The 13,155-nt window shown below is 64.0% G+C and carries 10 protein-coding genes; 7 read left to right on the forward strand and 3 right to left on the reverse strand.

Annotated features, from left to right (window positions below):
- The 4 genes from IWX77_RS11620 to IWX77_RS11635 form a co-directional block, all read left to right on the forward strand.
- On the forward strand, positions 1-954 hold a 954-nt coding region (locus IWX77_RS11620; RefSeq protein WP_196844680.1), incomplete at its 5' end, for an RHS repeat-associated core domain-containing protein.
- Between the two features lie 723 nt (positions 955-1,677).
- Positions 1,678-2,061 carry a hypothetical protein gene (locus tag IWX77_RS11625; protein WP_196844681.1) on the forward strand — a complete coding sequence of 128 codons (384 nt, stop codon included), beginning with the start codon at positions 1,678-1,680 and terminating at the stop codon, positions 2,059-2,061.
- 188 nt (positions 2,062-2,249) lie between these two features.
- Complete coding sequence (locus IWX77_RS11630) at positions 2,250-3,437, forward strand: HAD-IC family P-type ATPase (RefSeq protein WP_196844682.1); 1,188 nt, start codon at positions 2,250-2,252, stop codon at positions 3,435-3,437.
- Between the two features lie 207 nt (positions 3,438-3,644).
- Positions 3,645-4,355 (forward strand): SDR family NAD(P)-dependent oxidoreductase, encoded by a 711-nt coding sequence (locus IWX77_RS11635; RefSeq protein WP_196844683.1) that lies wholly within the window; start codon positions 3,645-3,647, stop codon positions 4,353-4,355.
- Positions 4,356-4,368: 13 nt separating this feature from the next.
- Here IWX77_RS11635 and IWX77_RS11640 read toward each other — a convergent pair whose 3' ends face one another.
- The 3 genes from IWX77_RS11640 to IWX77_RS11650 form a co-directional block, all read right to left on the reverse strand.
- The gene (locus tag IWX77_RS11640; RefSeq protein ID WP_196844684.1) at positions 4,369-5,832 is read right to left on the reverse strand and encodes a cryptochrome/photolyase family protein; all 1,464 of its coding nucleotides are present in this window, start codon (positions 5,830-5,832) and stop codon (positions 4,369-4,371) included.
- 382 nt (positions 5,833-6,214) lie between these two features.
- Positions 6,215-7,099, reverse strand: coding sequence for an SDR family oxidoreductase (locus tag IWX77_RS11645; RefSeq protein WP_196844685.1), 885 nt, complete (start codon positions 7,097-7,099; stop codon positions 6,215-6,217).
- Positions 7,096-7,548 carry a nuclear transport factor 2 family protein gene (locus IWX77_RS11650; protein WP_334353669.1) on the reverse strand — a complete coding sequence of 151 codons (453 nt, stop codon included), beginning with the start codon at positions 7,546-7,548 and terminating at the stop codon, positions 7,096-7,098. Before IWX77_RS11650 ends, IWX77_RS11645 begins: the two co-directional genes overlap by 4 nt.
- A gap of 55 nt (positions 7,549-7,603) precedes the next feature.
- On the opposite strand from IWX77_RS11650, the gene IWX77_RS11655 reads away from it, so the two are divergent.
- The 3 genes from IWX77_RS11655 (at position 7,604) to IWX77_RS11665 (ending at position 13,085) form a co-directional block, all read left to right on the forward strand.
- Entirely contained in the window at positions 7,604-8,251 is a 648-nt protein-coding gene (locus IWX77_RS11655; RefSeq protein WP_196844687.1) for a TetR/AcrR family transcriptional regulator, read from the forward strand.
- Between the two features lie 559 nt (positions 8,252-8,810).
- Positions 8,811-11,552 (forward strand): AMP-binding protein, encoded by a 2,742-nt coding sequence (locus IWX77_RS11660; protein WP_196844688.1) that lies wholly within the window; start codon positions 8,811-8,813, stop codon positions 11,550-11,552.
- A 492-nt stretch (positions 11,553-12,044) separates the two neighbouring features.
- Positions 12,045-13,085 carry an iron ABC transporter substrate-binding protein gene (locus IWX77_RS11665; RefSeq protein WP_327012179.1) on the forward strand — a complete coding sequence of 347 codons (1,041 nt, stop codon included), beginning with the start codon at positions 12,045-12,047 and terminating at the stop codon, positions 13,083-13,085.
- Positions 13,086-13,155 lie beyond the last annotated feature (70 nt).

The raw sequence follows: 13,155 nt of genomic DNA on the forward strand, positions 1-13,155 counted from the left end.
GCCCAACGCACCAGCACCCCACCCGGCGGCCCCGCCAGCACCATCCGATACACCTACACGAACGAATCCGACAGCCCCTACGGCGTCCTCGACAGCGCCAGCGTGCGCATCCAACGCACCATCGCCCTACCCGGCGGCGCCAGCGTCCAAGTGAACGCAGCCGGCTCACAAACCTGGTTCTACCCCAACCTCCACGGCGACAACATCATGACCGGCAACGGCACCGGAACCCTCAACAGCTACGACCCCTTCGGCCAACCCATCGACCCCGCCACCGGAAACATCGGCACCCTCACCGCCGACGACACCACCCCCGACAACCTCCCCGGCACAGCCGACTACGGCTGGCTCGGCCAACACGAAAAACTCTACGAACACCAAGGAACCATCGCCACCACCGAAATGGGCGCCCGCCAATACATCGCCGCACTCGGACGCTTCCTCGAAACCGACCCCGTCGAAGGCGGCAACGACAACGACTACGTCTACCCAAGCGACCCCATCAACCAATTCGACCTCACCGGTGAGGCGAGAATCGCCTGGGGCGATGCCTTAGACAATGCGGCGGGGATTCTGGGAATGGCTGCGCTATTTGGTTGTGCCATCTGCGCAGGCTTGTCGGCAGGGATCTCCCTCGGGCGAGGCATATACAAACTAGCCAATGGACAAAACGGATGGGGTGACATCGCAAGCGCCGCAACTTTCGGAGCAGGCAAGGCCCTCACCTACGGGGCCAAAATTGCCAAGATCGTAATACTCAAGAGATATCCGACTTGGGTTCGCGGCAACAAGCTCCAGAACGCCCCAATTCGGCGACAAATCAAGCAGAGTTTCGGGCGCTTCAATCGAAGTGTTGTGCGTCCGTTTCATGTGGCGGAAAGGGTGTACGGGGCAGTGGAATCGACTCGGTATGTGCACGGTCTCGCCAAGCGCTTGGGCAGGGGTATGAACTAGTGAAGGACTTCCTGAGACGAGCGCGCCATCGAGGGTTGCCTCTTGCGTGGTTTGCAGCTCTGGCAATTTTCGTCGGTTTGCTTTTACTGCAGGACTGGTTCTGGGCGACTTGTGTATTCGTCACTGCAGCTATCGGAACATGGGCGCAGCTAAGACGTCCTTCGCGACTGGATGAACCCGTGTCTTGGGAGGAGTCGATTACGCGTTCGTTGGTACGTATTCCGGCACGAGGAAGTATTTCTTCGGGCCACCCGCTTCTTGGAGTCGTGACAACAGGCGATTTCGCCGGTCGCTACATGTGGGTGATGCCACACGAGGAAACTTGGTATTTTCTCCTCTCCTGGCGGACTCCCTGGCGTTGGTTCCGTCGCCCGGACGCGGGCGGGTCTCAGCTGGCGGACGCTGAGTTCGCCGAATGCGTGAATGAGTGGTCGGTGCGTTTTCTTCGGCAGGATTCATACTCGGACGAGGTCTGGCGGCGAAACTTTTGGTCTCTCCTCAACTCACCGATTGGCACTACCTGATCGGGGTTCGAAAGCTGATCAACCGATGGCAGTCAACGTCATCTGCAGGTAAGAACTCCCCGCGGCAGCTCACATCGGGTCCGGGATCCCACACGAATCGACTGTTCGTTCACGGGTCAAATCAACCGTGGAGGCCTCGATAGCAATGGTAGCTGCGCAGTCGCGCCTCGGCGCGCTCCGCCAGAATCTTCTCCCGGCCATGGCGAACTCGGTGCGTGAGATTGGTTTCAGGGAGAGCTCAAGTGGTGGGACGTGGACGTTGGAAGGGACCAAATCCGGGGTCTTCTGTGAGATTGAATACATCGGATTCTGGCTTGTGTCACTCACCCCCGGCGACGTTACTGTCGAAGTGTTGGAAGGTGATCCCAAACTTCGCGACTTTTTTGAGTCGTTTGATGTCCGGCCGGTGCTGCTTGTCATCTCTCGAATTGGCCGACATGAGACCGGCTGGTGGCTTCGTTTCGGGAGGGGTCAAGAGTTTGGCGAACGGACGGATATCGACCGATTTATCGAGAAACGATCCACATATCACGAAGACGTATACGAAATCCGTGCAGGCGCAACGTTGCCGTCAGTCGAGTGATGGCAGGCGTCATCAAGACCTGCGACAGCCAAGTTACTCTTGGTCATATGTCGAATCGGCCGTGGAGCCGAGGGGCCGTGGGGTCTGAGTAGTAATGGAACTCCGCCCGCTGCACGGTCCGAACAGCCAAGGCGGAACGACCGACCCCTTAGCGGACGTTTTCGTTCCATTACTACTCAGACCCCGAAATGGTCCTGGGCCACGGCAATGGAGACGACGTCAAGACCCTCGGCCGTGCGTCGGAGCTGTCGGGCTCCGGGCTCCGGACCGTCGTTCTTGCACGCACCGCGCACGCGATGACTCCGGAACAGACCGACCAGGAGCAACTGCCCACTGGCCTGCGCTCCGTCGCCCTGATCACGTTTCGTGAGCATGTCCGTGCAGACGCGCTGCAGACCCTCGCCTATTTCCGTGAGCAGGGGGTAGGACTTCGGGTTATCTCGGGAGACAACCCAAACACAGTCGCAGCAGTCGCCCGCCAGGTGGGCTTCGAATTCGACGGCGACGGTTACGACGCCCGAAACCTGCCCACGAATATTGACCAGCTGGGAACGATTCTGGAGGATCACCACGTCTTCGGCCGCGTGACTCCCGCTCAGAAGAGGGACATGGTCCGTGCCCTGCAGAAACGCGGGCATGTCGTCGCCATGACCGGCGACGGTATCAATGACGCGCTGGCACTCAAACAGGCCGATATTGGTGTTGCGATGGGATCGGGATCTGACGTCACCAAGGCCGTATCACGACTTGTCCTGCTCGACGGGGCATTCTCCCATCTGCCCGACGTCGTGGCCGAGGGGCGACGCGTGATCGCCAACATTGAACTCGTGTCCAACCTCTTCCTCACCAAGACGGTCTACGCCATCCTGTTGGCGCTGGCCTTCGGTGGACTCCTCTGGGAATTCCCCTTCCTGCCCCGCCAGCTCTCCGCCGTCGACGGTCTCACTATCGGAATCCCCGCGTTCTTCCTCGCCCTACTGCCCAATCAGCACCGCTATGTTCCCGGATTCCTCCGGCGCGCACTCGGTTTCGCCGTCCCGGCCGGCGCCGTCATTGCCGTCGTCATCCTGACCGTTGATGCCTACGCCCGCCTCACTGTCGGAAACACGCAGGACGCCGCCCAAACGGCATCGGCCCTCTCGGTCTCCGTCGTGGGCCTCTGGGTACTCCTCGTACTGTGCCGACCGCTGCATAAAAAGCGCAGCCTGATCGTCACCGGTATGTATGTGGGCCTGCTCGGATGCTTGGTCGTGCCTGTCCTCCGGGACTTCTTCGACTTCGAGCTGCCCAGCGCCGACCTTCTTCTCGTGTGCCTGGGCGCCGCGATCCCGGGATGCTTGGGGATCGAAATCATCAACCGAATCCGCCGCCGGTGATCATAGACATTGATCTGTCATCCCTACCGCTTTCGGGGAGGATTGGGCGAGCCGTCCCCGTGACTCCTTTCGCGATTAGAACGGGCGACCATCACCGCCATTGAAAGAATGCTCGGTCACGCCTCAGCAAGTTACACCACGCGGGACGTGACCGCCAGCTGAGGTGCGGCTGCGGCATTCCACGGCCACAACCAGTATGGTGAGCGCATGACTTCGCTTGCAGGATCATCCATTCTCGTCGTCGGATCATCGGGCGGCCTCGGCTCCGCGATCGCCCGGATTCTGGCCGGCGAAGGCGCGCTGCTCACTCTTCACGGGCGGTCAGAGGAGAAAGTGCGCGCCCTCGCTGTGCCGGGCACGTTCGTCTATGCCGACCTGCTTGACGCCGGATCGGACGACCAACTCGTCGCGGCCGCACTCAACGCCCATGGACGGCTCGACGGTGTCGTCAACGCGGCCGGGGTGGTTGCCTTCGGCCCCGCGGCCGACATGAACGACGAGACCATGGACGTCCTCTTCGCGGTGAACGTGCTCGGGCCAATGCGCCTATTACGCGCAGCACGTCCTGCCCTGCTCGAGTCGGCGGCAGCGAAGCGGGACCCATTCTTTCTCACCCTGAGCGGCGTCGTCAGCGAATCCCCCACAGCGAACATGGCCGCCTACTCCGCGTCCAAAGCGGCCCTCGCCGCGTTCGGGCAGGCCGCCGGCCGCGAATCGCGCCGGGACGGCATCCGGATCATCGACGCCCGACCGGGCCACACAGAGACGGGACTGGCCACGAGGCCCGTCGCCGGAGCGGCACCGCGCATGCCCGCCGGTTTCGACCCCGCCGACGTGGCCCGCCGCATCGTCGACGCCATCGTCGCCGGCGAACGCGACCTGCCGAGCGGGGCTTTCTCGCCGCAGCCAGCAGCCTGACCTGCTGCGCAGCTCACCAGTCGGTGCGGGTACGCTCCTGCTCGACGACTGCCGCGCGATCGCTGAGTCGGCGTAGGCCGGCAAGTGGTTGCGCCATGCGATTGTTGCCACGAATCCTGGGCTCCACGCGGTCGAGGAAGGCCCAGTACCCGGCCGTGAACGGGCAGGCATCCTCGCCGAGCCGCTTCTTCGGGTTGAACGTGCACGAGCCGCAGAAGTCGCTCATGGTCGAGATATAAGCGCCACCGGCGGCATACGGCTTGGTGGCGACCAGTCCCCCGTCGGCGTGCTGGGACATGCCGACGACGTTGGCGGGCATCACCCACGGCGCGCCATCGACGAACGCATTGGTGAACCAGTCGGTCAACTCGTCGGGCCGGTATCCGCGCTGGAGCGCCCAGTTGCCGAGCACCATCAGCCGCTGGATATGGTGGGCCCAGCCGGTTCGCCCCACCTCGGTGAGCACGTGGCTGAGACAGCGCGCCCGCACCGCGCTGCCGTCCAACTCGAGGAACTCCCGGGGCAGCGGTTCACGGGCGTCAAGATAGTTGCTGCGGCGCACGTAGTCCTCACCGAGGTGCCAGTACAGGTGCCAGACCCAGTCCCGCCAGCCCATGATCTGCCGCACGACGGCTTCGACGCTTTGCAGCGGGGCATCACCGCGCTCGAACGCAGCCACGACAGCGTCGATGACCTCCTGCGGGTGCAGCAGCCCGAGGTTCATGGGTACGCTCAATCGGGAGTGACTCATCTCGCTGTCGCCGAGCAGAGAGGCGTCCTCGAATGGTCCGAAGTCGGACAGACGTGTCTCCACGAAGTCGTCGAGCGCTGCAAGGGCCTCGGCGCGGGTCGCGGCAAATCGGCGTGGGCCGTCCTGGCCGAGGAAGTGAGCGCGGCCGTCGGCTTCCATGGCATCCAGGTCGAGCCGCACCTGGGCGTCGATCTCATCCTCAACCGGGCAATACACGTCCGGTAGGCCCAGGCTCGCCGCATTCTTTGGCGGTGGCTGACGGTTATCGTGATCGAAGTTAAAGCGCCCGCCCTCGGGCTCCGGCCCGCGCATGAGGGTGCCGGTCGCGGCTCTGCGCGCACGGTAGTACTGGTCCATCAGTAGTCGTTTAGACCCACGCCCCGCCGCCCAGGCCTGGAAGTCGGCCTCGGTGGTGACGAACCCCCGGCTGGGCAACACGACCGCCCCGAGTTCCTCGACGAGCCAGCGCGAGCCCCACGAGGTCGGATTGATCACCTCGAGCTCGCGCCCGGTGAGCACGTCCCGGTAGTGCTGTGCAGACAGGAACTCGGCCCGGTCACCGAGCTCAGCCGCGCGGTGCCGCAGGGCACTGAGGATGAGGTGCGCCTTCGCCCGGTGGTACGGGCGACGGGTCAACACAGCCTCCGCCTCGACCAGAAGGATCGGCCCGCCATCGTCGAAGTGCGGCCCGAGCTGGTCGGCGAACAGAAAGCGCGGCAGCGACATGAGCCACAGTCTAGTGAGGTGGATGCTGTGGCCCCGGTGTGGCAGCGAATTCTGGCCTTGGGGAGTCACTGAACTCGAGACCCTCGACGTCTACGCCGCCTTGTTCGACGACGACCCGGATGCCGTTGGAGGGGCCCGGAATCAGGCCCAGTACGTATCAGTGCGTGCCGAATGCGGGCACGGTGCGTTCTGCGATCAGAGAAAACCCCCTACTTCCTTGAAAACACTGGGAAGCAGGGGGATGAACATGGCGGGTCATTCCTGTAGCCCGGGATCCCGTGTACCGACCGGGCACTTTTTCCATGTCATTTGGGAGATCCTCCGTGGCATCCCAAAGAATCCGCCATGGTCCCCGAAGCCAGCGTGAGGCGAGGTCCGGCAGCTAAGCCGGAGCCGTGGCTGCGCGGGAGGCCGCGGCTACGAAACCGTGGACAAAGTCGTCGAGCGAGGTTGGCGTGATGCCGTAGCGCGCCGCCAGCACGCTCGTGTCAAGTGGGGAATCGTAGTTTTCCAATGCAGTCAGGAGCCCGACGATCATGTCGGGCATGCCCGTCACCGGGCTCCCGATCGGAATGAAACGAACGGTCACCTCGCGACCGAGTTCCTTCTCGAAAGCCGCGATGACGTCGCACCAGGACACCGGCTCGGGTCCGCCGATGACGAGTACTTGCCCCTCGGCATCCGCGCGACCCAGCGCGAGGGCCGCGTACTCGGCGACGTCCGACATGGAGATCAGGGAGTGCCGCCTCCGGCCCTCTCCGACCAACGTGACCGGCTGGCCGGCCAGGGCCGGACCGCCGACGATGGCGAGGGGCAGGAGCTCCATGTAGAAGTCGGGCTGGAGCACCGTCCACGCCATACCGCTGTCGCGGAGCTTCTGCTCGGCCTCGGCCTTTGCTCGGAGGAACGAAATGGGATTGTTTACGTCGGCGCCGAGCGCGGACACGAAAAGGAACCGCTTGACGCCCCGCTCGGCCGCTGCATCGATGAGGTTGGCGTTTCCGGTCAGATCGACCGAATCGACGGTGTCCTTGCCACCCCGGGACATCGAGTTGGCCGTCGTGACGACCGCACTCACACCCTCGCACGCCCGGCGAAGTGACTCCTTGTCCTTCAGGTCGCCCACGACGATGTCGGCCCCCGCTTCGGCCAGGCCTGCGGATGCGGACGGGTCACGCACAAGCGCGCGGACACTTTCACCGCGATACAACAGCCTCCGTGCAATGCGACCACCGAGCTGCCCGGTGGCTCCGACAACGAGAATCATGACATTTCCTCCCGTGGAGCTTCGACTTCGGCGCCCATTGTTCGTTCGATAGCGGCATTGACGTCGCCGCTGGTCTGTTCGACAGGTTCGAGGTAGAACCGCACGTGCGTCAAAACGCCCTCGGAACCGGTCATGATCGCGACGCCCCGCATCAGGTGTGTGGCGCCGTCACTCCGGGTGCCGCGCTGTTCCCATTCCGTCCACGCGGTGTTTCCGTCGACGATCGACCGGACCACCTCCGCTTCGAGATCGGGTATGCCGGTGAAGATCTGGCTCCAGTTTCGGTGCACCTGCTCGCTGCCGCTGAATCCCCGTTCGGGGTGAACGGGTGTTTCATTCACAAAGTCATCAGCGAAGCACGCCACCAAGGCGTCGAGATCGTGAGCGTTCATCGCCCGCACGAGTCTGGTTACGGTATCCGCCACGCCGGTTTCGGTTAATCCTTTCACTTCATGCCTTTCTGATACAGTGGCATGTATTTAATACAAAAGTATGGATCCATTTATGGACACAGTCAAGAGTCGACGTCGTTATGACTCCCGGGGTCGTCAGGCACGGGCCCGGCGCAACGGGAATGCGATTCTCAACGTTGCCGAGGAGAAGTTCCTCGAGGCTGGCTATTTTTCGACGACGGTCGCGGAGATCGCCGCTGAGTCCGGTGTGTCTGTCGAGACGATTTACAAGATTTTCGGTGGCAAGTCCGGGATGGTCCGCGCGATCTATGAACGTGGCCTGGGCGGCCGAGGGACGACCGCGGCGTACGAGCGATCCGACGAAATGCGACTGCATGAAACTGATCCTGAGTCGCTCATGCGCAAGTGGGGCGCGTTGACCGCCGAGGTCGCCTCCGCGGTCACGCCGATCCTCTTGCTCGTGCGGGCCGCGGCTGCCACTGATGAGAACATGTCCGCACTCCTGGTGGCGAGCAATAAGCAGCGCCTGGAACGGATGGGGCACAACGCGCGCTTCATTCAGAGTCGCGGGTTCTTGCGTGACGATGTCAGCCTTGAGGAGGCCATCGACGTCATGTGGTTGAACAGCTCCCCCGAGCTCTACGAGCTGCTCGTTCTGCAGCGGGGCTGGAGCCTGGAACGATTCGCCGGCTTCGTCGGGGAATCGTTGGCAGGAGCCTTGGTGCGCAGAACGGTTTGACCGATGGCTTCCGGCGTCTAACACTCGCGGTCATCGATCTCGGTCAGTCGGTCGAGGCGGCTTCCACGGTTTGAAACTGCCCATGGATTGTGAGGCATCGAGGATACGAGACACTTCACACGTCAATCCTGACGCCACCGGCCCGCTTCTTCGCAGCACCCGACAAAGGAATCTGCCCGACTGCTCGCGAGACCGCGTCGGACCTCGGGTGCCGCAGCTCATCACCGATAAGGTCGGACCGACAGCATGGTTGGCATGTGTGGACGAGGTTGGTTCCGGTTCGCAGCGGTCGTTCGAACCGGAGATGCGCAACCAGGTGGTACCGCCATGGACGACGTGTAGTTTCAGGTCTGGGCAATGGGCATGAGGTGCAGTCGACGTTTGGTCGCATTGGCGGGTTGCGGAAGACGCTGCAGACGCGGGCCAAGACCGACAGTCGTCGTCTTCACGGCATGCTCGGCGAGGGACGACTCGCGGGCGCCGACCGCTGGCCGTGGTTAGGTTATGCTTACCTTAGTCCGATGCAGCATTGGTCCGTCTCGTAAGGTATCACTCATCCATGGTCTCGATCGCCTCTGCTCGCGGTCTGTCTCTCCTCCACGGCCGACCTGACGCTACAGCCCTCGTCGCCGACGGCGCGACCATCAACTACGCCGAACTCTCCCTGCTGGTTCGCAAGCGCAGGGTTGAGCTCGGCGAGACCCGTCGCCTCGTGATGATCGCCGCCGCCAACGCGCTCGAGCCGATCGTCACCTATCTGGCCGCACTCGAGGCCGGGCACCCTGTGTTGTTCGTCTCCGGCGGCGCGGACGACGCGAGCCTGTCCCACAAAGCCGCCCTCACCGAGCGGTTCAGCCCCGATGTCGTCGCCCACAACGGCCCACAGGGGTGGACGCTCAAGGAACGAAACCCGGGCAGCCGACACATCTTCCATCGTGACCTAGCCGTGCTCGGGAGCACGTCAGGGTCGACCGGGTCGCCAAAACTCGTGCGCCTCTCTGTCGACAACGTTCGCAGCAACGCCGAATCCATCGCTGAATATCTGCGCCTCGGCCCGAGCGATCGCGCGGCGACGACGTTACCGCTGCAGTACTGCTACGGACTGTCGGTGGTGAACAGCCACCTGCTCGCCGGTGCGAGCGTTATGCTCACGGAGCGGTCAGTTACCGACGGTGAGTTCTGGCAGGAGGCATCCGCCCATCAGATCACCTCGTTTGCCGGTGTGCCCTACACCTTCGAGATACTCGAGGCCAGCGGTTTCGCCGAACGCTCAGTGCCGAGCCTGCGCTACCTGACCCAGGCAGGTGGCCGACTCGCGCCCGAGATGATTCGTCGTTTCGCCCGTCTCGGCGAAGAACGCGGATTCAAGCTGTTCGTAATGTACGGCCAGACGGAAGCCACAGCGCGGATGGCCTTTCTGCCTCCTGAATTCATCGCCGCCGCCGCCGGGGCGATCGGGCGACCGATTCCGGGTGGCAGTTTCCGCATCGATGTCGGCGGTATGGATGCTCCGGACGGGGACGAAGGGGAGCTCTTCTACGAGGGGCCGAACGTGATGCTCGGTTATGCCGAGACGCCGGCGGATTTCGAACTCGGTCGCACCGTGCACGAATTGCCGACGGGGGATCTCGCGCGCCGCCGCGACGATGGACTGTATGAGATCGTCGGTCGAATGAACCGCTTCGTCAAGATTTTCGGGTTGCGGGTCGATCTTGACCGGGTCGAGCGGCTTCTCGCCGACGAGGGAATCGAGGTGCGCGCCGCCTGTGCCGAGGAACGGCTGCTCCTCTTCGCCACGTCGGATCGCACGGCGCAGCGCGCGCGAGAGCGCGCCGCTGCGCTCGTTGGCGTGCCCGTGCACGCCATCGGCGCGTATGCGGTGCAGCAGTTCCCGCGTACCTCGAGCGGCAAGCCCGACACCGCGGCGCTCGTGCGATTTGCCGGGCTGCAGGATCGTGCCGCCGCAGCACCGAGCGTGGTGCCCGGCGCTGCCGCGAACCGCGGTGCCGCGGTCTCGCCGGAGAAGATTCGCGACCTCCTCTCGACGATGCTCTCCCGCCCTGCGGTGAGCCTGGATGATTCATTCGCCGGGCTCGGCGGCGACTCCCTGAGCTACATCGAGGTGTCGCTTCGGCTCGAGGCGATGCTCGGCGACTTGCCCCGCGACTGGCCGACACGCACCGCTCGGGAGTTGGCGGTGTTCGCCACCGAAGCGGCCGACGGCGAGTCGATTGCGCAAGCCGCGGCCGGGCCCACGGGACCCCAAGACGCGGCCGTCGGTCCGCGCACTCGTCCCCGTGTCACCAGCCTGGTGCGTCTCGAGACGCCCGCGGTGCTGCGGGCGATCGCGATCGTGCTCATCGTCGGCACTCACGCCGACCTGTTCGTTCTGCAGGGTGGCGCGCACCTGCTGCTCGCCGTCGCGGGGTACAACCTTGCCCGCTTCCAGCTGGCATCGGTGCCGGGGCGGTCGAGGTTCCGCTGGCTCGGGCGCAGCGCTGCGCAGCTCGCGGCGCCCGCGATGCTCTGGATTGGCGGGGTTGCGCTTCTGACCGGCCAGTACCACTTCACCACCGTCCTCCTCGTGAACAACCTCGTGCCGGGCGACGGGCGGTGGAACGAGCAGTGGCAGTTCTGGTTCCTCGAGGCGATGCTCTGGACCACCGTCGGCCTCACCGTCGTGTTCGCGGTACGCGCCGTCGACCGGGTCGAGCGGCGGTCGCCGTTCGTCTTCGCCCTCGTCGGGTTCGCCATCGCTCTCATCGCACGCTTCGCGATCACCGGCGCCCACGCCGAGTATGTAGAGCTCTACACCGGGCCGGTGGTCGTGTGGCTGATCGCGCTCGGTTGGCTCGTCGCACGGGCCGACACCACGGCTCGGCGAGTCCTCGTCTCGGTGATCGCCGTGGCGAGTTCGTTGGGATTCTTCGGTGACCCGCTGCGGGAGGCGATATTCGCCGGAGGCGTGCTGACGCTGGTCTGGGTACCGGCGGTTCGCGCGCCGCGGTGGATGGTGCCGGCCGTCGCCGCGGTCGCAGGCGCGTCGATGTTCATCTATCTCACCCACTGGCAGGTATACCCGCCGTTTGAGCAGAGTGCGCCGTGGATCGGCACAGTGCTGTCGCTCGCAGTCGGCGTCATCACCTGGCGTGTGTATACGCTGGCGAACCAACTTGTCGCGGACGCCGTCCGGTCGATACGCGCGCATCGGCGGCGCGAGGGGAACGAGTTGCTGAGGGCTGCCCCCCGTAGCACACCGGGGTGGCGGCGTGACCGCACTGCGGGCTCACTGCGTCGGTAATCCGACACTCAAACCCGGGAAATTACACCCTCGGGGAAGCAACCTCCTCCAGCATCCCATGAGCACCTCATAGCCCAAGATGACACTCTCAACCGAACGCTTCTGGCCGCGCAATAGCGCCGAATCGAACTCCGCCAAATACCAGTAACCGGCACCGAGCTTCCGGAACGTCTCGACGATGCGATCCATCAGGGACTCTTTCAGGTCGCGTTCCGCGATCTCGTTGGTCAGCTCGAGGTGGGGCTCCCGCTGCCGCACAGCGCTTTGTGTTGAGTGACGTGCGAGGGCGCTGAAGAGCGGGCCCTCTGGATGAGTGCTGGTGTTGGCTTGGTTCGCCGCGCCCCTATCCAAACGAATAGGGATACAAACAGCCACAGAGCGACGATGAGTCCAACACCGACCGTGACATCGATCATCGCCATCACGGTAGGCTGGACAGGAGTAAATAGGTTAGCCTTACCTTTGCTCGTTACCACCGACCGAAAGAACCCCTTGAGACGACTGACTTTCGCCGTAGCCGCTGTCACCGCGGCCGCTCTCGCACTCTCCGGATGCTCCGCCTCCGCACCGCAATCAACCTCGGCGACGGGCGGCACCGTCGCAGGGACGAATATCACCGTGTACAACGCACAGCACGAAGAACTCACCAAGGCTTGGGCCGACGCCTTCACCAAGGAGTCGGGCGTCACGGTCACGCTCCGCAACGGCGACGACTCCGAACTCGGAAACCAGCTCGTGCAGGAGGACACCGCTTCCCCCGCCGACGTGTTCCTCACCGAGAACTCGCCCGCGATGTCACTCGTCGACAATGCCGGTCTCCTTGCCAAGGTGGATGCTATGACGCTTGCGCAGGTCCCCGCCGCATACAAGCCTTCCACGGGCACGTGGGCCGGCATCGCTGCACGATCAACGGTGATGGTCTACAACCCGGCCAAGATCGCTGCCGACCAGCTACCCCAGTCGCTGCTCGACCTGCAGAACCCGGAATGGAAGGGCCGCTGGGCCGCCTCCCCCGCCGGCGCCGACTTCCAGGCGATCGTCTCGGCACTACTGGCGCAGGAGGGTAAGGACAAAACCCTGGCCTGGCTCAAGGCAATGAAGGACAACTCGGTCGCCTACAAGAGCAACAGCACGGTGCTGAAGTCCGTGAACGCCGGCGAGGTTCCGCTCGGCATCACCTACCACTACTACTGGTTCGTCGACCAGGCCGGCACTCAAGAGAACAGCGCCGACACCAAGCTCGCTTACTTCAAGAACCAGGATCCGGGAGCGTTCGTCAGCATCTCCGGCGGCGGCGTACTCAAGTCGAGCAAGAAGCAGGCCGCGGCCCAGGCGTTCCTGAAATTCATCACCGGCAAGAAAGGTCAGGACATCCTGCGCACCGGCACGAGCTTTGAGTACCCGATCGCCAGTGACGTCGCCCCCAACGCGGCCCTGCTCACCCTCGACTCGCTTGAGGCCCCGGAGATCGACCCCAGCAAGCTGAACAACAAGACGGTCACCGACCTCATGACGCAGGCAGGCCTGATCTAGCTGAGCACCCCTACCCGCCCGCTGCTCGGGGGTGCGACCGACCGGTCGCGCCCCCCTGTGGCGTTGGCGG

The sequence above is a fragment of the Cryobacterium sp. CAN_C2 genome, from assembly GCF_015751745.1.
In the GTDB taxonomy this organism is placed as follows: domain Bacteria; phylum Actinomycetota; class Actinomycetes; order Actinomycetales; family Microbacteriaceae; genus Cryobacterium.